The sequence below is a fragment of the Pseudomonas sp. B21-051 genome, assembly GCF_024748795.1.
Classification (GTDB): Bacteria; Pseudomonadota; Gammaproteobacteria; order Pseudomonadales; family Pseudomonadaceae; genus Aquipseudomonas; species Aquipseudomonas putida_A.
In genome coordinates this window covers 1,226,935-1,250,535 of record NZ_CP087166.1, presented here as the reverse complement: position 1 = coordinate 1,250,535, position 23,601 = coordinate 1,226,935, and the positions used below count along the sequence as shown (strand labels likewise).

General features: G+C 61.2%; 21 protein-coding genes. 10 read left to right on the top strand and 11 right to left on the bottom strand.

Annotation, left to right across the window (positions count from 1 at the left end):
• The first annotated feature begins 266 nt into the window (after positions 1 to 266).
• From LOY52_RS05455 to LOY52_RS05440, 4 genes are all read left to right on the top strand, one after another.
• Positions 267 to 2,855, top strand: a complete 2,589-nt coding sequence (locus LOY52_RS05455; protein ID WP_258678611.1) for a glycosyltransferase — start codon at positions 267 to 269, stop codon at positions 2,853 to 2,855.
• Positions 2,856 to 3,060: 205 nt separating this feature from the next.
• Positions 3,061 to 4,212 (top strand): succinyl-diaminopimelate desuccinylase, encoded by a 1,152-nt coding sequence (gene dapE, locus LOY52_RS05450; protein WP_258678610.1) that lies wholly within the window; start codon positions 3,061 to 3,063, stop codon positions 4,210 to 4,212.
• Positions 4,212 to 5,021 (top strand): putative RNA methyltransferase, encoded by an 810-nt coding sequence (locus tag LOY52_RS05445; protein WP_258678609.1) that lies wholly within the window; start codon positions 4,212 to 4,214, stop codon positions 5,019 to 5,021. Before dapE ends, LOY52_RS05445 begins: the two co-directional genes overlap by 1 nt.
• Positions 5,022 to 5,096: 75 nt before the next feature.
• Positions 5,097 to 5,474 carry a hypothetical protein gene (locus LOY52_RS05440; protein WP_258678608.1) on the top strand — a complete coding sequence of 126 codons (378 nt, stop codon included), beginning with the start codon at positions 5,097 to 5,099 and terminating at the stop codon, positions 5,472 to 5,474.
• A gap of 126 nt (positions 5,475 to 5,600) precedes the next feature.
• On the opposite strand, the gene LOY52_RS05435 is transcribed toward LOY52_RS05440, so the two are convergent.
• Entirely contained in the window at positions 5,601 to 5,810 is a 210-nt protein-coding gene (locus tag LOY52_RS05435; RefSeq protein ID WP_003222087.1) for a cold-shock protein, read from the bottom strand.
• Between the two features lie 237 nt (positions 5,811 to 6,047).
• Here LOY52_RS05435 and plsB point away from each other — a divergent pair, with 237 nt between their 5' ends.
• The 4 genes from plsB (at position 6,048) to LOY52_RS05415 (ending at position 10,490) form a co-directional block, all read left to right on the top strand.
• Complete coding sequence (plsB, locus tag LOY52_RS05430) at positions 6,048 to 8,546, top strand: glycerol-3-phosphate 1-O-acyltransferase PlsB (RefSeq protein WP_258678607.1); 2,499 nt, start codon at positions 6,048 to 6,050, stop codon at positions 8,544 to 8,546.
• Between the two features lie 97 nt (positions 8,547 to 8,643).
• On the top strand, positions 8,644 to 9,330 hold the full coding sequence (locus tag LOY52_RS05425) for a hypothetical protein (RefSeq protein WP_258678606.1): 687 nt from the start codon (positions 8,644 to 8,646) through the stop codon (positions 9,328 to 9,330).
• 50 nt (positions 9,331 to 9,380) lie between these two features.
• Complete coding sequence (locus tag LOY52_RS05420) at positions 9,381 to 9,779, top strand: YbaY family lipoprotein (RefSeq protein WP_003222082.1); 399 nt, start codon at positions 9,381 to 9,383, stop codon at positions 9,777 to 9,779.
• Positions 9,780 to 9,800: 21 nt separating this feature from the next.
• A complete protein-coding gene (locus LOY52_RS05415; protein WP_123587114.1) occupies positions 9,801 to 10,490 on the top strand; it encodes a DUF4197 domain-containing protein in 690 nt (229 codons plus the stop codon).
• A 62-nt stretch (positions 10,491 to 10,552) separates the two neighbouring features.
• On the opposite strand, the gene LOY52_RS05410 is transcribed toward LOY52_RS05415, so the two are convergent.
• From LOY52_RS05410 to LOY52_RS05400, 3 genes are all read right to left on the bottom strand, one after another.
• Positions 10,553 to 10,948 carry a DUF6124 family protein gene (locus LOY52_RS05410; protein WP_258678605.1) on the bottom strand — a complete coding sequence of 132 codons (396 nt, stop codon included), beginning with the start codon at positions 10,946 to 10,948 and terminating at the stop codon, positions 10,553 to 10,555.
• Positions 10,949 to 12,481: 1,533 nt separating this feature from the next.
• Entirely contained in the window at positions 12,482 to 15,550 is a 3,069-nt protein-coding gene (locus LOY52_RS05405) for an efflux RND transporter permease subunit (protein ID WP_258678604.1), read from the bottom strand.
• A gap of 6 nt (positions 15,551 to 15,556) precedes the next feature.
• Positions 15,557 to 16,657 (bottom strand): efflux RND transporter periplasmic adaptor subunit, encoded by a 1,101-nt coding sequence (locus LOY52_RS05400; RefSeq protein WP_258678603.1) that lies wholly within the window; start codon positions 16,655 to 16,657, stop codon positions 15,557 to 15,559.
• Between the two features lie 94 nt (positions 16,658 to 16,751).
• On the opposite strand from LOY52_RS05400, the gene LOY52_RS05395 reads away from it, so the two are divergent.
• Positions 16,752 to 17,387, top strand: coding sequence for a TetR/AcrR family transcriptional regulator (locus tag LOY52_RS05395; RefSeq protein WP_123587117.1), 636 nt, complete (start codon positions 16,752 to 16,754; stop codon positions 17,385 to 17,387).
• 104 nt (positions 17,388 to 17,491) lie between these two features.
• On the opposite strand, the gene LOY52_RS05390 is transcribed toward LOY52_RS05395, so the two are convergent.
• Complete coding sequence (locus tag LOY52_RS05390) at positions 17,492 to 18,274, bottom strand: class I SAM-dependent methyltransferase (RefSeq protein WP_408980421.1); 783 nt, start codon at positions 18,272 to 18,274, stop codon at positions 17,492 to 17,494.
• A gap of 93 nt (positions 18,275 to 18,367) precedes the next feature.
• Between LOY52_RS05390 and LOY52_RS05385 the strand changes: the two genes are divergently transcribed.
• On the top strand, positions 18,368 to 18,988 hold the full coding sequence (locus LOY52_RS05385; RefSeq protein ID WP_258679828.1) for an energy transducer TonB: 621 nt from the start codon (positions 18,368 to 18,370) through the stop codon (positions 18,986 to 18,988).
• A gap of 4 nt (positions 18,989 to 18,992) precedes the next feature.
• Here the strand turns inward: LOY52_RS05385 and LOY52_RS05380 are convergent, their stop codons facing one another.
• The 6 genes from LOY52_RS05380 to adk form a co-directional block, all read right to left on the bottom strand.
• The gene (locus tag LOY52_RS05380) at positions 18,993 to 19,685 is read right to left on the bottom strand and encodes an extensin family protein (RefSeq protein WP_258678602.1); all 693 of its coding nucleotides are present in this window, start codon (positions 19,683 to 19,685) and stop codon (positions 18,993 to 18,995) included.
• A 2-nt stretch (positions 19,686 to 19,687) separates the two neighbouring features.
• Positions 19,688 to 20,524 (bottom strand): oxaloacetate decarboxylase, encoded by an 837-nt coding sequence (locus LOY52_RS05375; protein WP_258678601.1) that lies wholly within the window; start codon positions 20,522 to 20,524, stop codon positions 19,688 to 19,690.
• Between the two features lie 33 nt (positions 20,525 to 20,557).
• Entirely contained in the window at positions 20,558 to 21,418 is an 861-nt protein-coding gene (locus tag LOY52_RS05370; RefSeq protein ID WP_258678600.1) for a DUF72 domain-containing protein, read from the bottom strand.
• Positions 21,418 to 21,726 carry a hypothetical protein gene (locus LOY52_RS05365; RefSeq protein ID WP_003222071.1) on the bottom strand — a complete coding sequence of 103 codons (309 nt, stop codon included), beginning with the start codon at positions 21,724 to 21,726 and terminating at the stop codon, positions 21,418 to 21,420. Before LOY52_RS05365 ends, LOY52_RS05370 begins: the two co-directional genes overlap by 1 nt.
• Before the next feature lie 221 nt (positions 21,727 to 21,947).
• Complete coding sequence (gene tsaB / locus LOY52_RS05360; RefSeq protein WP_258678599.1) at positions 21,948 to 22,622, bottom strand: tRNA (adenosine(37)-N6)-threonylcarbamoyltransferase complex dimerization subunit type 1 TsaB; 675 nt, start codon at positions 22,620 to 22,622, stop codon at positions 21,948 to 21,950.
• Positions 22,623 to 22,715: 93 nt separating this feature from the next.
• A complete protein-coding gene (adk, locus tag LOY52_RS05355; RefSeq protein WP_258678598.1) occupies positions 22,716 to 23,363 on the bottom strand; it encodes an adenylate kinase in 648 nt (215 codons plus the stop codon).
• Positions 23,364 to 23,601: the final 238 nt, after the last annotated feature.

Here is a 23,601-nt window from a genome sequence, read left to right as displayed (position 1 = left end):
CTGGACTGCGAAGCAGGCCGCTTTTTGAAGGGCCGCTTCGCGACCCGGCGGGAGCAAGCTCCCTCGCCACGGGAATTGCTATAACTGAATAACAAAGTTTTCTCTTACAAGCTGTTACTAAAGAACTTAAATCAGGTTGGACTGCCCAATGTCGGGCATTTTCCTGCCCGGTGTACGAGCAGTGAACTGCCGGTGTAGGATTCGCGCCCCTTTGGCGTAAGCCGACCCGTTCCTTCGTTCCACAGCCTTTGGAACCCGAAATAGCTATGTCATCGCGTAAATTTGGTCTCAACCTGGTGGTGGTTCTGGCAATCGCCGCCCTGTTCACCGGTTTCTGGGCGCTGATCAATCGCCCGGTCTCCGCGCCCAACTGGCCGGAGCAGATCTCCGGTTTCTCTTATTCGCCATTCCAGCAGGGCCAATTCCCACAGAAGGATCAGTATCCGACTGACGACGAAATGCGCCGCGACCTGGAGATCATGAGCAAGCTGACGGACAACATCCGCATCTACTCGGTCGATGGTTCGCTGCAGGACATCCCGAAACTGGCGGAAGAGTTCGGTCTGCGCGTGACCCTCGGGATCTGGATCAGCCCCGATCAGGAGCGCAACGAGAGGGAAATCCAGCGCGCCATCGAACTGGCCAACACCTCGCGCAGCGTGGTTCGCGTGGTGGTCGGTAACGAGGCAATCTTCCGCAAGGAAATCACCGCCGAGCAACTGAGCGTGCTGCTGGATCGCGTGCGCGCAGCGGTGAAAGTGCCGGTGACCACCTCCGAGCAATGGCACGTCTGGGAGGAACACCCGGAACTGGCCAAGCACGTTGACCTGATCGCTGCGCACGTCCTGCCGTACTGGGAATTCATCCCCGTCGACAAGGCCGGGCAATTCGTCTTCGACCGCGCCCGTGACCTGAAAAAGCTGTTCCCGAAAAAACCGCTGCTGCTGTCCGAAGTCGGCTGGCCGAGCAACGGGCGCATGCGCGGTGGCGCCGATGCGTCGCCGGCGGATCAGGCGATCTACCTGCGCACGCTGGTCAACAAACTCAACCGTCAGGGCTTCAACTACTTCGTGATCGAAGCCTTCGACCAGCCGTGGAAGGCCAGTGACGAAGGTTCGGTGGGCGCTTACTGGGGCGTATTCAATGCCGCACGCCAGCAGAAATTCAACTTCGAAGGCCCGGTCGTCGCCATCCCGCAATGGCGCGTGCTGGCCATCGGTTCGGTGGTGCTGGCGCTGTTGTCGCTGACCCTGCTGATGATCGACGGCTCGGCCCTGCGCCAGCGTGGCCGCACCTTCCTGACCTTTATCGCGTTCCTTTGCGGTTCGGTGCTGGTGTGGATCGGTTATGACTACAGCCAGCAATACAGCACGTGGTTCAGCCTGACGGTGGGTTTCCTGCTGGCGCTCGGTGCGCTCGGGGTGTTCATCGTGTTGCTGACCGAAGCGCATGAACTGGCCGAGGCGGTGTGGATTCACAAGCGTCGGCGGGAATTCCTGCCGGTGATCGGTGATTCGGACTACCGGCCGAAAGTCTCGATTCACGTGCCCTGCTACAACGAGCCGCCGGACATGGTCAAACAGACCCTCGACGCCCTGGCCGCCCTCGATTACCCGGACTATGAAGTCCTGATCATCGACAACAACACCAAGGACCCGGCCGTGTGGGAGCCGGTGCGCGACTACTGCGCAACCCTCGGCCCGCGTTTCAAGTTCTTCCACGTTGCGCCATTGGCCGGGTTCAAGGGCGGTGCGCTGAACTATCTGATTCCGCACACCGCCAAGGACGCCGAAGTGATCGCGGTGATCGACTCCGACTACTGCGTGCATCCGAACTGGCTCAAGCACATGGTGCCGCACTTCGCCGATCCGAAAATCGCCGTGGTGCAGTCGCCGCAGGACTATCGCGACCAGAACGAAAGCACTTTCAAGAAACTCTGCTACGCCGAATACAAAGGCTTCTTCCACATCGGCATGGTCACCCGTAACGACCGCGACGCGATCATTCAGCACGGCACCATGACCATGACCCGCCGTTCGGTTCTGGAAGAGCTGGGCTGGGCCGACTGGTGCATCTGTGAAGACGCCGAACTCGGTCTGCGCGTGTTCGAAAAAGGCCTGTCGGCGGCGTATTACCACGACAGCTACGGCAAGGGTCTGATGCCGGATACATTTATCGACTTCAAGAAGCAGCGTTTCCGCTGGGCCTACGGCGCAATTCAGATCATCAAGCGCCACACCCGCAGCCTGCTGCGCGGCAAGGACACCGAGCTGACCCGTGGCCAGCGTTACCACTTCCTTGCGGGGTGGTTGCCATGGGTCGCGGACGGCATGAACATCTTCTTCACCGTCGGCGCCCTGCTGTGGTCGGCGGCGATGATCATCGTGCCGCAACGGGTCGATCCGCCGCTGCTGATCTTCGCGATCCCGCCATTGGCGCTGTTCGTGTTCAAGGTCGGCAAGATCATCTTCCTCTACCGTCGCGCCGTCGGCGTGAACCTCAAGGATGCGTTCTGCGCGGCACTGGCCGGCCTGGCGTTGTCGCACACCATCGCCAAAGCGGTGCTGTACGGCTTCTTCACCAGCAGCATTCCGTTCTTCCGCACACCGAAAAACGCCGACAACCACGGCTTCTGGGTGGCGATTTCCGAAGCGCGGGAAGAGCTGTTCATCATGCTGCTGTTGTGGGGCGCGGCGCTGGGGATCTACCTGGTGCAGGGCATTCCGAGCAACGACATGCGTTTCTGGGTGGCGATGCTGCTGGTGCAGTCGCTGCCGTACGTCGCGGCGCTGATCATGGCGTTCTTGTCGTCGCTGCCGAAACCTGCGGCGGAGCCTGAACCGGCCGCCGCTTGATCAGTTATTGTTGAACGTCAAACGGCGGCCTTCGGGTCGCCGTTTTGCATTAGAATGGTCGCCTTTTTCAATGCCGACACATCCTGTAGGAGCTGCCGCAGGCTGCGATCTTTTGATCTTGCTGTAGATTTTCAAAAACAAAATCAAAAGATCGCAGCCTGCGGCAGCTCCTACAGGTTTACCGTGCGCACCCCGGAGTTATTACATGACGGCCCACGCCGACCTTTCGCCGACCCTCCAACTCGCCATCGACCTGATCCGCCGTCCGTCCGTGACGCCGGTCGACGCCGATTGCCAGAAGCAGATGATGCAGCGCCTGGGCGATGCCGGTTTCACCCTGGAGCCGATGCGCATCGAGGATGTGGATAACTTCTGGGCGACCCATGGCAACAACGACGGCCCGGTGCTGTGCTTCGCCGGCCACACCGACGTGGTACCGACCGGTCCGGTGACCGCCTGGCAGATCGACCCGTTCAACGCGGTGATCGATGAACACGGCATGCTCTGCGGCCGTGGCGCAGCGGACATGAAAGGCAGCCTGGCGTCGATGACCGTGGCCGCCGAGCGTTTCGTCGCCGACTACCCGAATCACAAGGGCAAGGTCGCGTTCCTCATCACCAGCGACGAAGAGGGCCCGGCGCACCACGGCACCAAAGCGGTGGTTGAACGTCTGGTCGCGCGCAAGGAACGTCTGGACTGGTGCATCGTCGGCGAACCGTCGAGCACCACGCTGGTTGGTGACGTGGTGAAAAACGGTCGCCGCGGCTCGCTGGGCGCCAAGCTCACCGTGCGCGGCGTGCAGGGCCACGTGGCCTACCCGCATCTGGCGAAGAACCCGATCCACCTCGCCGCTCCGGCGCTGGCCGAACTGGCCGCCGAGCACTGGGACCATGGCAACGATTTCTTCCCGCCGACCAGTTTCCAGATCTCCAACGTCAACTCCGGCACCGGCGCGACCAACGTGATCCCGGGCGATCTGGTGGCGGTGTTCAACTTCCGCTTCTCCACCGAATCCACCGTCGAAGGCCTGCAGAAACGCGTGGCCGACATCCTCGACAAACACGGTCTGGAGTGGCACATCGACTGGGCGCTGTCCGGCCTGCCGTTCCTCACCGAACCGGGCGCGCTGCTCGACGCGGTGTCGTCGAGCATCAAGGACATCACCGGCCGCGAGACCAAGGCGTCGACCAGCGGCGGTACATCCGACGGTCGTTTCATCGCGACCATGGGCACCCAAGTGGTTGAGCTGGGCCCGGTCAACGCGACCATCCACCAGGTCAACGAGCGTGTGCTGGCGGCCGATCTCGATGTGTTGACCGAGATCTACTACCAGACCCTGATCAAGTTGCTCGCCTGATGCTCGCGTGCCCGATCTGCAGTGAACCGCTGAACAGCGTCGACAACGGCGTGGTCTGCCCCGCCGGCCACCGCTTCGACCGCGCGCGTCAGGGTTACCTGAACCTGTTGCCGGTGCAGCACAAGAACAGCCGCGATCCTGGCGACAATCAGGCGATGGTCGAGGCACGTCGCGACTTCTTGAACGCCGGGCATTACGCGCCGGTGGCCAAGCGTCTGGCCGAGCTGGCGGCGAGTTATGCGCCGGCACGCTGGGTCGATATCGGTTGCGGCGAGGGTTATTACACCGCACAGATCGCCGATGCCCTGCCGAACGCCGATGGCTACGCGCTAGACATTTCTCGCGAGGCGGTGAAACGCGCCTGCAAGCGCAACCCGGCGCTCACCTGGTTGATCGCCAGCATGGCCCGCGTGCCATTGGCATCGAGCAGTTGCCAGTTTCTTGCCAGCGTTTTCAGTCCTCTGGACTGGGAAGAGGCCAAGCGTCTGCTCAGCGTCGGCGGCGGTCTGATGAAAGTCGGCCCGACCAGCGGCCACCTGATGGAACTGCGCGAACGCCTGTACGACGAAGTGCGCGAATACACCGACGACAAGCATCTGGCATTAGTGCCCGAAGGCATGGCGCTGGCGCACAGCGAAACCCTGGAATTCAAACTGACGCTGGACAAGCCCGAGGATCGCGCCAACCTGTTGGCAATGACACCCCACGGCTGGCGCGCCAGTGCCGAACGCCGCGCCGCCGTGATCGAACAGACCGAGCCGTTCGTGACCACCGTGTCGATGCGCTACGATTATTTCGTTCTTCAATAACTTTTGGTCTCGGGCAAGTGCCCGGGGCCGGCTAAATCCGCGAATGGATTTTTCAGACCCGCAGTGAGGACATCCATGCGCCAACCGGATATCGAGATTTACCTGAAAGACGCCGACGTCGACCACAAGGCGATTTCCGCCTGGCTGGGCGCAGCCCTGGGCCCGTGCAGTGACTGGGTACAGAAAGGCCAGACCTACAAGTGCAAGGCCGGCAACGTGCCGGTGACCTGGCTGCCGAAAGCCGTGGGCAAGTGGAACAGCCTGTACCTGGAAAGCGATGCGACCCCATGGGACGACGACATCGCCTGTGCCCGCGCCGCCTTTGCCGCGCTGAACGTCGAAGTGCGTTGCGCACCGGGCACTTGGGTCGAGGAAGAAGGTGAGGAAACGGCGGATCGCTGGATTCGCATCAGCGCCGACGGTGAAGAAGAGATCACCTGGAAGACTGCTTAATCCCGGGCAACATAAATCCCATGTGGGAGCGAGCCTGCTCGCGAAGGCGTAGTGTCAATTGAGATGAATGTTGACTGATACACCGCATTCGCGAGCAGGCTCGCTCCCACAATGGTTTTCAGGGACTTACAGGCCTACAACATCCTCAGCCTGCAACCCCTTCTCCCCCGTCACCACCGCATACTCAACCTGCTGACCTTCAGTCAGCGAGCGATGCCCTTCACCGCGAATCGCGCGGTAGTGCACGAACACGTCCACCCCGTCGTCGCGCTGAATGAAGCCGTAGCCCTTGGCGTCGTTGAACCACTTCACATTGCCGGTTTCACGTGTTGCCATCTGTTCATACTCCTTTTTTATTATTGAACAGGCTTTTCGCAGGAAAGCCTTTGCGGAACGTCAGCCTGCGCCCGACGTCCATAAAGGGCCCCGGCGACAGATTGCCGAGTATATGACAGGCGCAAAAAGTCTCAACAGGAGATTACTTCGCCGCTTTTTTGCCGATTTTCGACTAATACGGCAAACTGTCGACCGCCCGAGCAAACGCTCGGTTTTATTCACTCACGCAGAAGCCGTATGACCCGTTCCCCGTTCCGCCGTCTTGTGTTTGGCACCTTGCGCCGACTGTTGTACCTCTGGGTTCGCTCGGAGACGATCAACCAGTCGTCGTTCACCCTCAACCTCGACCGCAGTCGTCCGGTGTTCTACGTCCTGCAAAACCCTTCGCTCACCGATCTGGCGGTGGTCGACACCGAGTGCACCAAGGCCGGTCTGCCGCGTCCGGTGCTGCCGGTGTCGGTGGGGCCGTTGATCGAACCGGCGGCGTTTTTCTATCTGACGCCGGACCCTGACTGGCTCGGTCGTCAGGACAAGCGCGGCGCACCGCCGACCCTGACCCGTCTGGTCAGCGCCCTGACCCAGAACGCTGCCGAAGACGCGCAGATCATTCCGGTCAGCGTGTTCTGGGGCCAGTCGCCGGACAGCGAAAACAGTCCGTGGAAGTTGCTGTTTGCCGACAGCTGGGCCGTCACCGGACGCCTGCGCCGGCTGCTGAGCATCATCGTTCTGGGGCGCAAGACCCGCGTGCAGTTCTCCGCGCCGATTCACCTGCGCGAACTGATCGAGCACAACAAGGGCCACGAGCGCACCGTACGCATGGCCCAGCGGATCCTGCGCGTGCACTTCCGCAACCTGAAGGCGGCAGTGATCGGCCCGGACATTTCCCACCGGCGCAATCTGGTCAAGGGCCTGCTCAACCAGCCGCTGGTCAAGCAAGCGATCGTCGAAGAGGCCGAGCGCGAGAACATCTCCCTGGAAAAAGCCAAGGCTCAGGCGTTGCGCTACGGCAACGAGATCGCCTCGGACTACACCTACACCGCGATCCGCTTCCTCGAAGTGGTGCTGAGCTGGTTCTGGAACAAGATCTACGACGGGATCAAGGTCAACCACATCGAAGGCGTGCAGAAGGTCGCCCAGGGTCACGAAGTGATCTACGTGCCGTGCCACCGTAGCCACATCGACTACCTGCTGCTCTCGTATCTGCTGTTTCGCAACGGCCTGACCCCGCCGCATATCGCCGCCGGGATCAACCTCAACATGCCGGTGATCGGCAGCCTGCTGCGCCGTGGCGGCGCGTTCTTCATGCGCCGCACGTTCAAGGGCAATCCGCTGTACACCTCGGTGTTCAACGAATACCTGCACACCCTGTTCACCAAAGGTTTCCCGGTCGAATACTTCGTCGAGGGCGGCCGCTCGCGCACCGGGCGCATGCTGCAACCGAAAACCGGGATGCTCGCGATCACGATGCGCAGCTTCCTGCGTTCGTCGCGCATGCCGATCGTTTTCGTGCCGGTGTACATCGGCTACGAGCGCGTTCTTGAAGGTCGCACCTACCTCGGCGAACTGCGTGGCGCGAGCAAGAAGAAAGAGTCGATCTTCGACATCTTCAAAGTCATCGGCGCACTCAAGCAGCGCTTCGGTCAGGTCGCGGTGAACTTCGGCGAGCCGATCAAACTCGCGGAATTCCTCGACAGCGAACAGCCAGACTGGCGCCAACAGGAACTCGGCCCGCAGTACAAACCGGCGTGGCTCAACGAGACCACCAACCGCCTTGGCGAGAAAGTCGCGCAGCACTTGAACGAAGCAGCGGCGATCAACCCGGTCAATCTGGTGGCGCTGGCGCTGCTGTCGACCACCCGCCTGGCACTGGATGACCGGGCCATGGCGCGGGTGCTGGATCTGTACCTGGCGCTGCTGCGCAAAGTCCCGTACTCGCCGCACACAACCCTGCCGGAAGGCGATGGCCGCGCGCTGATCGAGCATGTGAAGGACATGGATCTGCTGTCCGAGCAGAACGATGCGCTGGGCAAGATTCTCTATCTGGACGAGCAGAACGCCGTCCTGATGACCTACTACCGCAACAACGTGCTGCACATCTTCGCCTTGCCGGCGCTGCTGGCGAGCTTCTTCCAGAGCACCTCGCGCATGAGCCGCGAGCAGATCCTGCGCTACACCCGCGCGTTGTATCCGTACCTGCAGGCGGAGCTGTTCATTCGCTGGTCGCTGGAAGAACTGGACGGCGTGGTCGATCAATGGCTGGAAGCCTTCGTCGAGCAAGGCCTGCTGCGTTTCGAGAAGGACGTGTATATGCGTCCGGCGCCAAGTTCGCGGCACTTTGTGCTGCTGACCCTGCTGTCGAAAAGCATCGCGCAGACCCTGCAGCGCTTCTACATGACCGTATCCCTGCTGCTCAACAGCGGCCAGAACAGCATCAGCGCCGAAGAGCTGGAGGACCTGTGCACGGTCATGGCCCAGCGCCTGTCGATCCTCCACGGTTTGAATGCCCCGGAATTCTTCGACAAGAGCCTGTTCCGCCACTTCATCCAGACCCTGCTCGACCTCGACGTGCTGCGTCGCGACGAAGCGGGCAAGTTGAGCTACCACGAACTGCTCGGCGAACTGGCCGAAGGCGCGGCCAAACGCGTGTTGCCGGCGGAGATTCGTTTGTCGATTCGTCAGGTGGCCCTGCATCGCAGTGAGGATGCCGCGGAAACAGCGGACGCACCACCAGTCTGAAACTTGCCGACAACTAACGGGGATGTACTTCAATGGCCCCGTTAGTTGATCCATGAATTAATAGGCTCAACCAACCAATCACGATACGGATATCGAGATGAGCCTGTTAAATCAAAACACCCCTAACGTCACTTTGCACTTCAGTCTGCCAGCGGACTTTGTCGCCCCACAGGGCGGCCCCAGCGAAACGCGAGTCAGCGTCAAACGCGTTAACGCTTCAGCGCCTGTGATGATCAAGGAGTGGCGCCAAGCTTCGCTTTATGACGTCGGATGGAAGTTTGACTTCCCTCACCCTTACAGCGATGTAGGCGTGAAGTATCAGGTCAGAGTCCAGATGGTCCACAACCACCAACCGTTGCTGATCGAACTGGACTACTACGTCATCGTCAACAAGGCGCCGCATCGCCAGACTTTGCACTTGAGCCCGATCGGGCAACTTTATGTCGAAGTACAGGAACCCGCGACGGTCCCAACTGAAAAAGCCGTGACCGTCAGCCTGCATGAGTATGAGCAGCCGCAAGTTGAACTGGCACGCGTCGACCATGATGAACAGACCGCCACTTCGTTTTATCTGAAATACGATCCCGGCAGCGTCGTCCCTGGCAAACGTTATGCACTCGGCGCCGTGGAAAACCGCTACCACCAAGCGGTTTCGGTTTCGCCTGGATCGATCGAACTCTCCCCTGCATCGCGCGAACACCGCGCGTGGTCATTTCAAGCCCTGATGCATTGGCTGGAAAAACCCTTACGTTTGTTCACTGACGCTGGCGCCAGAATCCGCTAGATTTGCTTCGGCGCCGGGATTCTTCCGGCGCAAAAGTCTCAGAGGTCCCGATGAAAAAACTCACCCTTCTCGCCGCAGCCACCCTGTTGAGTGCCTGCCAGTCGACCACCCCCGCCGGCAAAGTCGGCCTCGACGGCGAAGTGTTCTACCTGCAACGCATCGCCCTGCCACCAAGCGCGACCCTGAGCGTGAGCCTGCAGGACGTGTCGCTGGCCGACGCGCCGGCGGTGGTTCTCGACGAACAGAAAGGCCCGGTCAAAGGTCAGGTGCCGCTGCCGTTCCACTTGAGTTACGATCCGGCCCAGGTCAAACCCGGCCACCGCTACTCGGTCAGCGCGCGCATTGAAGTCAACGGCGAGCTGATGTTCATCACCACCGAAAACCACGCCGTGCAACTGGACGGCAACGATCCGCAGCCGCTGAAAATCCGCGTCGACGCGATTCGCTAATTGTCTTTCAAGGAAGCTGCCATGTTCCGCCCTACCCTTCGCTTCGCCGGCCTGTGCGCGGGTCTGATGATCTCTGCCAGCGCTCTGGCACTGTCGCTCAGCGACCTCTCGCAACAAGACGCCACCGGCGGCCTCAAGGACGCCCTGACCCAAGGCGCGCAAATCGCCGTCAAACAACTCGGCACCCCGGGCGGTTTCAGCAACAATCCGGAGGTGAAAATCGAACTGCCGGGCAAACTCGGCAAAGTCGCCGGCAAGATGAAAGCCTTCGGCATGGGTGCCCAGGTCGACGAACTCGAAACCGCCATGAACAAGGCCGCAGAAAGCGCCGTGACCCAGGCCCAACCGATCCTCGTCGACGCCGTGAAAAAAATGACCGTGGCCGACGCCAAAGGCATCCTCAGCGGCGGCACCGACTCGGCCACCCAATACCTGGACAAGACCAGCCGCGAACAGATCCGCGCCAAGTTCCTGCCCATCGTCAAACAAGCCACCGACAAAGTCGGCGTAGCACAAAAGTACAACGCCTTCGCCGGCCAGGCCGCGACCCTGGGCGTGGTGGATGCGAAAAGCGCCAACGTCGAAAACTACGTCACCGAACAAGCACTGAACGGCCTGTTCGAAATGATCGGCAAACAGGAAGAAACCATCCGCAAGAATCCGGCTGCTGCAGCGACCGGTCTGGCGAAGAAGGTGTTCGGCACCTTGTAATTTTTCCGCTGCATGCAAAAGCCCGCTGAACCGGTGAAGGTCAGCGGGCTTTTTGTTGCGTGTCAGCCTTGCGGATCGACCTGATCGAGGACGCGGTTTACCGACAGCTCAGCGAGCGAAATCATCTGCTGGATGCCGAGAAGCTGACTGCACGTCGAGCCGCTCAGGGTAAACGCCAACTCACTGGCCATGACATTGGCCGAGGCCAGCGTTTCACAGGCATGGGCCAGCAGGGTTTCGGAATCGACTTCGGGGAGGACGGTGAAGATTGTGCTGGGCTGAGTGGCAGGCTTGGGCTGTTTTTCAGCCTCGGGCAGCAGGTAGTGATCGAGCGCACGCAGGGCTGCGTCGTGGAGCTTGCGCGAATCGAGGAAGGCGTAGGGGGAAACGGGGTCGGTTGGCCGTTCGGGGGTGGTTTCGGGTGCGGATTCTGGGGGATTCGGGGTGTGTTTGAACATGGTGGAACTCCTAACTATTCAAGTGGAGCTACCACCATCACTTGCAGATGATGGGTGGCAGCTGTGCACGGGTCTGCAAGACCGAGTTGTTAGGCCCTCGGCATACCCGAAGGTATCCCGCACACAGCCACCATAAAACGATGGCCACTGAAAAGCGCCACGATTATAGGGGCGCTTATCAGCACCTAACAAACTATCGGCGGGCTTGCAGACCGGTCGCTGAATTGGCAGCGACAAACTCAGGCTAGAGATCGCGCTTCCGACAGGCAACCTGAAAACATTGTGGGAAGGTTCTGGATTTTTCACACATCCTTAAACACAACCTGACTCAATGTAGGAGCTGCCGAAGGCTGCGATCTTTTGATCTTGCTTTTGATTTTTGAAAAGCCAGGATCAAAAGATCGCAGCCTTCGGCAGCTCCTACAGGAGATTGGGGGTGGTCTGTTGGAGAGTGGTCGGCCCGAAGGCCGCCTTCGCTGGCAGGCCAGCTCCCACAAGATCAAGATCAAAAGATCGCAGCCTTCGGCAGCTCCTACAGGGGATTGGGGGTGGTCTGTTGGAGAGTGGTCGGCTCGAAGGCCGCCTTCGCTGGCAGGCCAGCTCCCACAAGATCAGGATCAAAAGATCGCAGCCTTCGGCAGCTCCTACAGGAGATTGGGGGTGGTCTGTTGGAGAGTGGTCGGCTCGAAGGCCGCCTTCGCTGGCAGGCCAGCTCCCACAAGATCAGGATCAAAAGATCGCAGCCTTCGGCAGCTCCTACAGGAGATTGGGGGTGGTCTGTTGGAGAGTGGTCGGCTCGAAGGCCGCCTTCGCTGGCAGGCCAGCTCCCACAAGATCAAGATCAAAAGATCGCAGCCTTCGGCAGCTCCTACAGGGGATTGGGGGTGGTCTGTTGGAGAGTGGTCGGCTCGAAGGCCGCCTTCGCTGGCAGGCCAGCTCCCACAAGATCAAGATCAAAAGATCGCAGCCTTCGGCAGCTCCTACAGGGGATTGGGGGTGGTCTGTTGGAGAGTGGTCGGCTCGAAGGCCGCCATCGCTGGCAAGCCAGCTCCCACAGTGGGATTGGGTGCAAGCAGTTGGAGATTGGTCGGCTGTCAGGCCGCTATCGGTGGCAAGCCAGCTCTCACAAGATCAAGATCAAGATCAAAAGATCGCAGCCTCCGGCAGCTCCTACACTGGCCGAGTGTCAGCTCGCCGAAAGCTTTTGATCTTGCCGTGCCGGCCCCTTCGGCAGGCTGAGTAGAGGGGTTTATCCGGGGGTGGGAGCGCAGCGACGTTTGGCGCAGCCAAACACATCGAGAGGAGGTGCAGCGAAGCAAACCGGAGGCGATGCCCCCGGATGAATCCCGCAGCGAAGGAACCCGAGCCACGGCGAGGGCCGTACGCCGGGGCCAAGACCTTTGCTTCCTTTGGGGCGTTTGCCAAAGGGAGTCGCCGTAAGGGCGAAACCGCCAGTGCCCCCCCCCAAGCAACGGATATTCACCCAAAACCCCAGGAACCTGGTCGGCCCAAAGGCCGCCAAGTCCAAAACCCTCACCCCTCCCGACGCACTCGGAACCAGGCCGCATACAAAGCAGGCAAAAACAAAAGCGTCAAAGCCGTAGCCACAATCAACCCCCCCATGATCGCCACCGCCATCGGCCCGAAAAACACACTGCGCGACAAAGGAATCATCGCCAGCACCGCCGCCAAAGCCGTCAACACAATCGGCCGAAACCGCCGCACCGTCGCCTCGATAATCGCCTGCCAAGGCCTGAGACCAGAGGCAATATCCTGCTCGATCTGATCCACCAGAATCACCGAGTTACGCATGATCATCCCCGACAGCGCGATCGTCCCCAGCATCGCCACAAACCCGAACGGTTGGCGGAACACCATCAGAAACAACACCACCCCGATCAACCCCAGCGGCGCCGTCAGAAACACCATCGCCGTGCGGGAGAAACTGCGCAATTGCACCATCAGCAACGTCAGCACCACCACGATGAACATCGGCACCCCGGCATTCACCGACTTCTGCCCACGCTCCGAATCCTCCACCGTGCCGCCAACATCCAGCAGATACCCGTCAGGCAATTCGGCACGAATCGGATCCAGCGTCGGCTCGATCTGCTTCACCAGCGTCGCCGGCTGCTCCTTGCCATAAATGTCCGCCCGCACCGTCACGGTTGGCAGACGATTACGGTGCCAGATGACCCCTTCCTCAAACCCGTATTCCAGCGTGGCAATCTGCGACAGCGCCACACTGCGACCGTTATCGGTCGGCACCGCCAGACTCGGCAGCAACGACAACTCGGTGCGCTCATGCACCGTGCCGCGCAGCAGAATCTCGATCAACTCGTTGTCCTCGCGGTACTGGCTGACACTCGAGCCGGTCAGCGAACTCTGGAGGAATTTCGCCAGATTGGCCGTGCTCACACCGAGCGCCCGGGCGCGGTCCTGATCGATGTTCAGGTACACCACTTTGCTCGGTTCTTCCCAGTCCAGGTGCACGTTGACCACGTGCGGATTCTCGCGCACCTTGGCCGCCACTTTGCGCGCCAGCGCACGGACTTCCTCGATGTGTTCACCGGTGACGCGGAACTGCACCGGATAGCCAACCGGCGGGCCGTTTTCCAGACGCGTGACCCGCGAGCGCATGGCCGGGAATTGCTCGTTTAACGTGTCGATCAACCAAGTGCGCAGTGTCTCGCGCTCCTCGATGTTTTTCGCCAATACCACAAACTGGGCGAAGCTCGCTGCCGGCAGTTGTTGATCCAGCGGCAGGTAGAAACGCGGCGAGCCGGTGCCGACATACGCCACATAATTGTCGATACCGGCGTGATCCTTGAGCATCGCTTCCAGGCGTTTGACCTCGGCCGTGGTGTTGGCCAGCGACGCACCTTCGGCCAGTTTCAGGTCGACCATCAACTCCAGTCGATTGGAGGCCGGGAAGAACTGCTGCGGGACGAAACGGAACAGCATCACCGACGCGATGAACAGCCCCACCGTCAGCACGATGACGGTCTTGCGGTGCGCCACGCACCACTCCACCAGACGTCGCACCCGTTGATAGAACGGCGTGCCATACGGGTCGGCCTGGCCGTCGGTCGTGCCGTGTTTGGCGGCATGAATCTTTGCCAGATCCGGCAGGAGTTTTTCCCCCAGATACGGCACGAACATCACCGCCGCCACCCATGAGGCGAGCAACGCGATGGTCACCACCTGGAAGATCGAACGGGTGTATTCGCCGGTGCCGGACTGCGCAGTGGCAATCGGCAGGAAGCCGGCGGCGGTGATCAGCGTGCCGGTGAGCATCGGGAACGCGGTGCTGGTCCAGGCATAACTCGCGGCCTTGATCCGGTCGAAGCCCTGTTCCATTTTGATCGCCATCATTTCCACGGCGATGATCGCGTCGTCCACCAGCAAGCCCAGCGCCAGCACCAGCGCGCCGAGCGAGATCTTGTGCAGACCGATGCCGAGGTAATACATGCAAGCGAAGGTCATCGCCAGCACCAGCGGAATGGTCAGCGCGACCACCATGCCGGTGCGCACGCCGAGGGAGAAGAAGCTCACCAGCAACACGATTGCCAGCGCCTCGACCAGCACCTGGACGAACTCGCCGACACCGGTTTTCACCGCGGCGGGCTGGTCAGACACCTTACGCAGTTGCATGCCGGCCGGGAGGTTTTTCTGCAGACGCGAGAACTCGCCTTCCAGCGCCTTGCCCAGCACCAGAATATCGCCACCGTCCTTCATCGCTACGGCGAGGCCAATGGCGTCTTCGCCCATGAAACGCATGCGGGGCGCCGGAGGGTCGTTGAAACCGCGATGCACATCGGCGACATCGGAGATGCGGAACGTCCGATCACCGACGCGGATCGGGAAATTCTTGATCTCCTCGACCGTCTGAAAATTCCCCGAAACCCGCAGTTGCACACGCTCGCTGCCGGTTTCGAAGAAGCCGGCGGTGGACACCGCGTTCTGCTCTTGCAGCGCTTGTTGCACCGCCGCCAGCGGCAAACCAAGGGTGGCGAGTTTGACGTTGGACAGCTCGACCCAAATCTTCTCGTCCTGCAAACCGAGCAGATCGACCTTGCCGACATCCTTGACCCGTTGCAGCTGGATCTGGATGCGGTCGGCGTAATCCTTGAGCACCGCGTAGTCGAAACCGTCACCGGTCAGCGCATAGATGTTGCCGAACGTGGTGCCGAATTCATCGTTGAAGAATGGCCCCTGAATATCCGGCGGCAAGGTCTGACGAATGTCGCTGACCTTCTTGCGCACCTGGTACCAGAGGTCAGGAATTTCCTTGGAATGCATCGAGTCGCGGGCAATGAAGGTGACCTGCGACTCGCCCGGGCGGGAGAACGACACGATGCGTTCGTACTCGCCGGTTTCCATCAGTTTCTTTTCGATGCGTTCGGTGACCTGGCGCGAGACTTCCTGCGCGGTCGCCCCCGGCCAGCGGGTCTGAATGACCATGGCCTTGAAAGTGAACGGCGGGTCTTCGCTCTGGCCGAGTTTGGTGTAGGACAAGGCGCCGACGATGGCCAGCAAAAGCATCAGGAACAGTACGATCTGGCGATTACGCAGCGCCCATTCGGAAAGGTTGAAGCGCATCGGGACTTACTCCTTGTCCGCCAGATTGACCACTCGGTTGGAGCGATCCACAGGCCGCACCTGCTGACCTTCGAGCAATACGTGAACACCAGCGGCCACCACCCAGTCGCTGGCGTTGAGGCCTTCGAGCACCGGCACGCTTTTCTCGCCGAACGGGCCGATGCGCACTGGAGTCTTTTTCAGGGTGTTGTTGGCGTTGACAACCCAGACGTAGGTCGCGCCGTTCTCGGCAGTCAGGGCCGAAAGCGGCACCGACAGCGGCACAGCATCCGCCGATTGCACGAACACCCGGGCGCTCTGCCCGAGCTCAGCCGGGACTTTGCCGCTGGTGAACGAGATGCGCGCGGCGAAGGTGCGGGATTTCGGGTCGGCTGCCGGCGACAGTTCACGAATCTGCCCGGCGAAGCGCTGGTTCTGCTGCGTCCACAGTTCAACGGTCACTGGCTGGCCGACCTTGAACCGCCCGAAGCTCTGCTCCGGCAGGCTGATCGACACTTCGCGCTCGCCATCGGTAGCGAGGGTGAACACGGTTTGCCCGGCGGCGACTACCTGCCCGACTTCCACCGAACGCCTGGCCACCACGCCATCCTGAGGCGCGCGCAACACGGCGTAACTGGCCTGGTTGGTCGAGACGTTGAATTCGGCCTTGATCTGCTTGAGGCGCGCTTCGCCGGAGCGGTAGAGGTTTTCCGCGTTGTCGTAGGCCGAACGACTGACCATCTGCCGTTCCATCAGGGTCTTGTAGCGGTCACGCTCGGCGCGTACCAGATTCAGATTGGCTTCGGCGGCGGCGACCTGTGCGCGGGTGGCTTCGAGTTGCAGGCGCACGTCCTGCGGATCGAGCTCGGCCAGTGGCTGATCGGCCTTCACGCGCTGGCCTTCCTCGACCAGTCGTCGGCTGACTTTGCCGCCAATGCGGAACGCCAGATCCGGTTCGTAACGGGCGCGCACCTCGCCCGGATAACTTTCCATCGCCTGCGCTGAAGGCTCTGGCTGCACCACCATGGCCGGTCGAATGCTGACTTGCGTCGCCTCTTCCTGACCGCATGCGGACAATAAAACAGCCAGGCTGACTGGCACGGCAAACGACAACGCATGGCGGAACATGGTGACGGACCTTTCGCTAATGGTGCTTGGAATATTTATACTGGCCGGTATGGTATTAATAGCAAACTCACCAGTCCAGTATTAAAAGCGAAGAATGTCGAACAATCTTGCAGCTCCAAACGGCCCGGGCCGTCCGAAGGATCCGGCCAAGCGCCGGGCGATCCTCGACGCGGCGAAAATCCTGTTTCTGAGTCACGGCTACGCCAACACCAGCATGGACGCGGTCGCCGCCGAGGCTGGCGTGTCGAAACTGACGGTTTACAGCCACTTCAACGACAAGGAGACGCTGTTCTCCTCCGCGGTGATGGCCAAATGCGAGGAGCAGTTACCGCCGCTGTTCTTCGAATTGCCCGCCGGCATTCCCGTGGAAAATGTGTTGCTGAACATTGCCCGAGGCTTTCATCAACTGATCAACAGCGACGAGTCGGTGAATCTGCATCGCTTGATGATGGCGCTGGGCACGCAGGATCCGAAGCTGTCACAGATTTTCTTCGAGGCCGGCCCCGAGCGCATGGTGCAAGGCATGGAGCGGCTGCTGAAACGCATCGACGAAACCGGTGCGCTGAGCATCGACCTGCCGCGTAATGCGGCCGAGCATTTCTTCTGCCTGCTCAAGGGTGCGGGGAATTTTCGTTTGCTGTATTGCTGCGGTGAGCCGCTGAGCGAAGAGGCTTCAGAGAGTCATGTGCAGGAAGTGGTGGGGTTGTTCATGCGGGCGTATCGGCCCTGATTTTGCGGTGTGACGGCTGCCCTCTTCGCGAGCAAGCCCGCTCCCACATTTGCAATGCATTCCAATGTGGGAGCGGGCTTGCTCGCGAAGGGGTCGACGCGGTCTCAGGCCTTGAGTGCTTTCTTCGGGTAGATGTCATACCGACTGGACTTGCCATCCAGCGCATGACTCGGCTTCGGCCCCTCGATGCACGGCGCCTTGCGCGGGCGCTTGACCACCACACGGTGCGTCGCCAACGCCAGCGCCGCCTCCAGCAGCGCCGGCGCATCCGGATCATCCCCGACCAGCGGCCGGAACAGGCGCATTTCCTTCTTCACCAGCGCGGTTTTCTCGCGGTGCGGGAACATCGGGTCGAGGTAGATCACCTGCGGCGGCTCGCCCTCCCAGTTGCGCATGACCTCGATCGAGTTGCCCTTGAGCAGCTTCATCCGCGCGACAATCGGCGCCACATCAAAATCTTCCGCCGCCCGCGCCAGACCATCCTCCAGCAACGCGCCGATCAACGGCTGACGCTCGATCAGGCTCATCTCGCAACCCAGACTGGCCAGCACGAACGCATCCTTGCCCAGCCCCGCCGTGGCGTCCAGCACCCGAGGGCGCACGCCTTGGGCGATGCCTACCGCCTTGGCGATCATCTGCCCGCTGCCGCCGCCGTACAGACGCCGATGCGCCGCGCCACCCTCGACAAAGTCCACCCGCACCGGTCCCGGCGCATCCGGGCCGAGCTGCTGCAGCTGCAAACCCTGCTCGCCGACCTGCAAGGCGAACTCGCCGCCGTCCACCTGCAGCGGCAGGCCCAGACGCTCGGCCCACTGCTCGGCTTGCGCTTCAAACGTCGGGCCGAGGGCCTGGACATGGATGCGGCAGGCCGCGGGTTGCTCAATCATGAAAACACGCTCAAAAAAGTTAAGGATCGGCAAAAAGTGGCCGATAAACCAATCAACGCGCATTTTGCCAGAGCTGAGCGTCAACCGAAAAAAATGTCAGGCATTCTTCCCACATCGATTGGCTACATTTCGCCCAAGGGCGACTTCAGCCGTCATAACACTCAAGCATTGGGCGGCGTCAGTCACCTGTGGCAGGATTTCTTTGCCCAGGCTCTGGCCGAACAGACGAGTGATGTGGTGCCGGCCTGTGGCACCTTTCCACCGGTTGACCTGAACAGCCCGGAAGAACCGACCCTGGGCAGCGAGCTGCACGCGCACATCGTCGAGCAGCGTCAGTGCGACGTGGTCGAGACCGAAGTGCGTCCGCCGGAGCCGCTGTTCCTGCCGATCGCCGAGTTCGAAACCGATCTGCTGGACAAGCCGTTCCCACCGTTCCCGCCAGAAGAACTCAAGGCTCAGCAAGAGCAGCAGGACTTCGACAGCAGCTGGGTCCGGCCGATCGTGATCAACAACGGTCAGCCTCTGCCAGAGCCTGGCCCGGCGCCGCAGAAGAAGCCGCTGTACTTGCCGATTGCCGAATTCGACCTCGACCTGCTGCAAAAACCTTATCCGCCGTTCCCGCCGGAAGAAATCGTCGAGCAGCAGAAAGCGCTGGACTTCGACAACGGCTGGGCACGCCCGATCGTGTTGCAGAACCTGCGCATCGCCGCCTGATCCCTCAGCGACACACGCTCCAGCGCCCGACATCGACATGAAAGTGATTGCGGTGGGCGGCGTTGTAATCCGGACTCAACACCACACTGAACGCCTCGCAGGCGCCATCGCGCACCTGACGCAGAAACTGCGCATCCTGATTCTGTTTCGGCCAGTCCTTGAGCACGCTGATGCTGCGCCCGTCCGCCAGACGAAATCCGCTGATATCCAGCGCATCGGCACTGGCATGCCGACTGAGCGCCCCGCTCTCGCGGTTATAGACATTGCGGCAGGCAAAGCTGCCGAGGTGATCAAGCCGCGCCACCCTCTGCCCGTAAGCAGACTGCGCGGCGGGTTGCAGGCTATGCCGCTCAAACATCACGTAAGCCACCGCCAGCGGGCAGCTGGCGAGGAAGCTGCTGCCCAGCGCCACCTCGCCACCCTGCACGCGCACGGCGCCGATCAGCGGGCACTTGGCGTCGGGGCTGTCGGCTTGCGCTGTGACGCGCAGACCCGAGTTGCTCAGGACTTGCGCGCACAACTCGGGATTGCCGCGCAGGCGCATCAGTTTGAAACCGGTCAGCCAGTTCGGCGCGGCCCTCACGTCCAGCGGCGCCCACGGGTTCCACTCGGCCGGCACATCGAGCCAGCCGCGCCAGACGCTGAGCACGGCACCCGCGATGATTAGCATTAACGACAGCGCGATCCAGCGGCCCATGCTCAGCCTTTGAAAAACTGATTGGCCTGGGCGTACGGCATCGATTGCGCAGTGAAGCCGAAGGTGCCGTGCTGCTGGATCTCTTCAGCCGCGCGGAAGAACTCGCCGAATGCTGCCAAGGCCAACGCCGAGCCGGTGCTGATCCTGCGCACACCCATTTCTTCCAACTCCTGTACGGTCAGTTTCAAACCGCCGGACATGAGCACGTTGACCGGTTTTGGCGCCACCGCGCGCACCACCGCCAACACCTCTTCGGCGCTGCGCAAACCCGGCGCATACAGCACGTCGGCGCCCGCCTCGGCAAAGGCTTGCAGGCGGCGAATGGTGTCGTTGAGATCGGGATTGCCGTGCAGGTAGTTTTCCGCGCGGGCGGTCAAGACGAAGGGAAATGGCAGCGTGCGCACCGCAGCGACGGCGGCTTCGATGCGTGCCACGGCGTGTTCGAAGCAGTAGATCGGTGCGTCGGCACGGCCCGTGGCATCTTCGATCGAACCACCCACCGCGCCCGCCTCCGCGGCGCGCAACAGGCTTTTTGCGCACTCGGTGGGGTCATCGGCGAAACCGTTTTCCAGATCCACCGCTACCGGCAAATCCGTGGCCGCGACAATCGCCCGGACGTTGGCCAAGGTGTCATCGAGACTCAGGGCGCCGTCGGCCTTGCCCTGGGAAAACGCGTAACCGGCGCTGGTGGTCGCCAGCGCCTGATAGCCCAGACTGGCGAGCATCTTCGCCGAGCCGGCATCCCACGGGTTGGGAATGACGAAAATCCCCGGACGCTCGTGCAGGGCCTTGAAGGCCTGGGCTTTGCGGGTTTGTTCTTGAAGGGCGTGGGCGTCCATCGGCAGGCTCCTGGGCAGGGGAAAAATCCGCCTTCAGAGCAAGCCGAGTTGCTCGGCGGCGGGTTCTCTGTATAGCTCAGGCAGGGATGGCAGGCCAGGCAAACGTTGCATCAATTGTGCGTGGAAACGTTGCGCCAGCTTCGCCGCCATGACGTTGTCGGCGGTGTGCAGGAAGATGTACGGCGTGCGGCCCTCTTCGATCCACTCGGCGATTTTCGCCACCCATGGCACGAGGAACGGATCGTTGGCTTCCAGCTCCGGGTGGCCGATGAAGCGCACCTGCGGGAACTGGGTGAACGCCGCCGGACGGGTCGGCACCCGGGGCTTTTTCGATTGCGCGTGGATCACCGAAGACTCGGTGGACAGGCAACTGAACAGCGCCCGTGGATCGAGGCAGATGCGCTCCACGCCACGGTCGAGCAGCAGGCGATTGAGCAGACGTTCGCTTTCGCCCTTGGCGAAGAACTGCTCGTGGCGCACTTCCACCGCCAGTGGCCGGTCCAGCGCGTCGATGAACGCGGTCAGCTCCGGCAATCGATGCGGGGTGAAGCTCTTCGACAGTTGCAGCCACAGCGGCGAAACGCGTTCGCCGAGCGGGTTGAGAAGATTTACGAAGGTTTCGGCGGCGGTCAGTTGATCACGCAGGTCACCGCTGTGGCTGATATCGCCGGGAAACTTGGCGGTGAAGCGAAAGTGTTCGGGCATGGTCTCGGCCCAACGCTGCACGGTGACCGGCGACGGGCTGGCGTAGAAAGTCGTGTTGCCTTCCACGGCGTTGAACACTTGAGAATAGAGATTGAGGAAATCGGCGGTCTTGGCGTCTTCGGGGTACAGATAATCGCGCCAGGCGTTTTCGCTCCAGGACGGACAACCGAGGTAGTAAGGCAGATCCATCAGATGTACAGGTCGAGGCCCAGCACATCCGCATCCCAATCGACAAAACCGGCGGTGCTCAGGTAGCTGGCCAAGGCCATCGCTACGCTTTTGCTCATGGCGCGGTGATAAATCATGTCTTGCTGACGGGCGGGCAGATTGGCCAGGCGTTGTGCGGAGGCTTTGGCAGCGCGGGCGGCCAGTTGCTCTTCAGTCGGGAATTCCAGCTCGCCGTCGATATCGTCGACGGATTCATCCAGCGCCACATTGCCTTTGCGAGGCTTGCGCTTGATGGGGTAGGACTGAGAGGAAAGGCCGTCTATACGCATAAATTCATGCTCGGTATCGATGATGGCAATTTAGCGGCACTTGACCGACTTAGCAAACTGCCGAGTGATAACTAGAACACATAAAGCGCAAAAGGTTTAAAGCGAGGGGATGGAAACTGATGATTGGCAGCTGTAGAAGCAAAAGATCGCAGCCTTCGGCAGCTCCTGCAAAAGCATGCAATCCCTGTAGGAGCTGCCGCAGGCTGCGATCTTTTAAGGGCTCAGCGAGCCTTCGGGGTGGCGACTTTGTCGCGCAGGTAAACCGGTTGCGCATCATCGGCCGGGATCGACTCGCCGCGCTCCCAGGCAAACCGCGCCAGGGTCAGCAGGTCTTCGGCGTGAGGCAGCATGCCAGCGTCCTGACCCCTCGGTTTGACCGCGATCCGCTCGCCATAACCCCAACCCGTCCCGGCACCGAACCACTCACCGCTGGCATCGCCCGGCAGCGCTGCCACTTCCGGCGGCAGTACCGCCTCGACGCCGACCAGACGCATCTCGCCAGCTGTTTCGCGGTAGCAGCCCCAATACACTTCATCCATCCGCGCATCGATAGCCGCCGCGACCTGGCTCACGCCGTGTTCGCGATACGCACGTTGCGCCAGTACGGCGAGGTTGGACACCGGCAGCACCGGGCGATCCAGCGCGAACGCCAGCCCCTGCACCACGCCAATCGCAATCCGCACACCGGTAAACGCACCCGGCCCACGACCGAACGCGATGGCGTCCACCCCTTGCAACGTGGTGCCAGCGTCCGCCAGCAGTTGCTGGATCATCGGCAGCAGCTTCTGCGCGTGCAGACGCGGGATCACCTCGTAATGGCTCGTGACCTTGCCATCATGCAGCAAGGCAACGGAGCAAGCTTCGGTCGCGGTGTCCAGGGCCAGCAAGGTGCTCATCGATGTATCCAAAACAGGTGGTGGAAAAAGTGCGTCAGTATAAACAACTACGGCCCGCAAGCGGGCCGTGGATGATGCAGCCGATCAGCTTTTTCAGCTCAGCGCTTCGAGCACCTTGGCGGTGATCGCTTCAACCGAACCAACGCCCGGAATGTGGCTGTACTTCGGCTTGCCGTTGGCAGCGGAAAGCTTCTGGTAGAAGTCCACCAGCGGCTTGGTCTGCGAATGGTAGACCGACAGGCGATGACGTACGGTTTCTTCAGTGTCGTCCTTGCGCTGCACCAGATCGTCGCCGGTGACGTCGTCTTTGCCAGCCACTTTCGGCGGGTTGTAGACGATGTGGTAAACGCGGCCGCTGGCCTCGTGAACGCGACGACCGGCGATACGCTGAACGATTTCTTCGTCTTCAACAGCGATTTCAACCACCGCGTCCAGCTCGACACCGGCGGTTACCAGTGCTTCGGCCTGTGGAATGGTGCGCGGGAAGCCGTCGAACAGAAAGCCGTTGGCGCAGTCTGGTTGAGCGATGCGATCCTGCACCAGCGCGATGATCAGGTCATCCGACACCAGGCCGCCGGCATCCATGATGCTCTTGGCTTGAATGCCCAGCGGAGTGCCGGCCTTGACCGCAGCACGCAGCATGTCGCCGGTGGAGATTTGCGGAATGCCGAATTTCTCGGTGATGAACTTAGCCTGAGTACCTTTACCGGCCCCGGGAGCTCCCAGCAGAATGACGCGCATCGATGTGCTCCTCAATTTTTTATATAGAAAACAACGGGATTCGCCTCTTTGGGCCAATCTTAAAAAACGGGTCGTGGCCGCACAAACGGCCAAAGGCTGATCAAGATACACAGCAGGCTGCGCCCACACAAGACGCCAAAAGTCGGAGAAACCGGCGCCTGCCGTGACCCTGCGACGCGGTAACCCAAGTCGCAACCCCATCACTAACTGTCGCCTGCCCGCACTTTCTCCCTGTGTA

What these genes read in the sequence shown, in the direction of transcription:
- LOY52_RS05445 (WP_258678609.1), top strand. Translation starts at nt 4,212, where the DNA reads ATGCTCGCGTGCCCGATCTGCAGTGAACCGCTGAACAGCGTCGACAAC.
- LOY52_RS05455 (WP_258678611.1), top strand. Translation starts at nt 267, where the DNA reads ATGTCATCGCGTAAATTTGGTCTCAACCTGGTGGTGGTTCTGGCAATC.
- LOY52_RS05435 (WP_003222087.1), bottom strand. Translation starts at nt 5,810, where the DNA reads ATGGCAACACGTGAAACCGGCAATGTGAAGTGGTTCAACGACGCCAAG.
- tsaB (WP_258678599.1), bottom strand. Translation starts at nt 22,622, where the DNA reads ATGAGCACCTTGCTGGCCCTGGACACCGCGACCGAAGCTTGCTCCGTT.
- LOY52_RS05415 (WP_123587114.1), top strand. Translation starts at nt 9,801, where the DNA reads ATGTTCCGCCCTACCCTTCGCTTCGCCGGCCTGTGCGCGGGTCTGATG.
- LOY52_RS05375 (WP_258678601.1), bottom strand. Translation starts at nt 20,524, where the DNA reads ATGGACGCCCACGCCCTTCAAGAACAAACCCGCAAAGCCCAGGCCTTC.
- LOY52_RS05370 (WP_258678600.1), bottom strand. Translation starts at nt 21,418, where the DNA reads ATGGATCTGCCTTACTACCTCGGTTGTCCGTCCTGGAGCGAAAACGCC.
- LOY52_RS05410 (WP_258678605.1), bottom strand. Translation starts at nt 10,948, where the DNA reads ATGTTCAAACACACCCCGAATCCCCCAGAATCCGCACCCGAAACCACC.
- LOY52_RS05440 (WP_258678608.1), top strand. Translation starts at nt 5,097, where the DNA reads ATGCGCCAACCGGATATCGAGATTTACCTGAAAGACGCCGACGTCGAC.
- LOY52_RS05420 (WP_003222082.1), top strand. Translation starts at nt 9,381, where the DNA reads ATGAAAAAACTCACCCTTCTCGCCGCAGCCACCCTGTTGAGTGCCTGC.
- LOY52_RS05405 (WP_258678604.1), bottom strand. Translation starts at nt 15,550, where the DNA reads ATGCGCTTCAACCTTTCCGAATGGGCGCTGCGTAATCGCCAGATCGTA.
- LOY52_RS05380 (WP_258678602.1), bottom strand. Translation starts at nt 19,685, where the DNA reads ATGGGCCGCTGGATCGCGCTGTCGTTAATGCTAATCATCGCGGGTGCC.
- LOY52_RS05390 (WP_408980421.1), bottom strand. Translation starts at nt 18,274, where the DNA reads ATGATTGAGCAACCCGCGGCCTGCCGCATCCATGTCCAGGCCCTCGGC.
- LOY52_RS05365 (WP_003222071.1), bottom strand. Translation starts at nt 21,726, where the DNA reads ATGCGTATAGACGGCCTTTCCTCTCAGTCCTACCCCATCAAGCGCAAG.
- dapE (WP_258678610.1), top strand. Translation starts at nt 3,061, where the DNA reads ATGACGGCCCACGCCGACCTTTCGCCGACCCTCCAACTCGCCATCGAC.
- LOY52_RS05395 (WP_123587117.1), top strand. Translation starts at nt 16,752, where the DNA reads ATGTCGAACAATCTTGCAGCTCCAAACGGCCCGGGCCGTCCGAAGGAT.
- plsB (WP_258678607.1), top strand. Translation starts at nt 6,048, where the DNA reads ATGACCCGTTCCCCGTTCCGCCGTCTTGTGTTTGGCACCTTGCGCCGA.
- LOY52_RS05385 (WP_258679828.1), top strand. Translation starts at nt 18,368, where the DNA reads ATGTCAGGCATTCTTCCCACATCGATTGGCTACATTTCGCCCAAGGGC.
- LOY52_RS05425 (WP_258678606.1), top strand. Translation starts at nt 8,644, where the DNA reads ATGAGCCTGTTAAATCAAAACACCCCTAACGTCACTTTGCACTTCAGT.
- adk (WP_258678598.1), bottom strand. Translation starts at nt 23,363, where the DNA reads ATGCGCGTCATTCTGCTGGGAGCTCCCGGGGCCGGTAAAGGTACTCAG.
- LOY52_RS05400 (WP_258678603.1), bottom strand. Translation starts at nt 16,657, where the DNA reads ATGTTCCGCCATGCGTTGTCGTTTGCCGTGCCAGTCAGCCTGGCTGTT.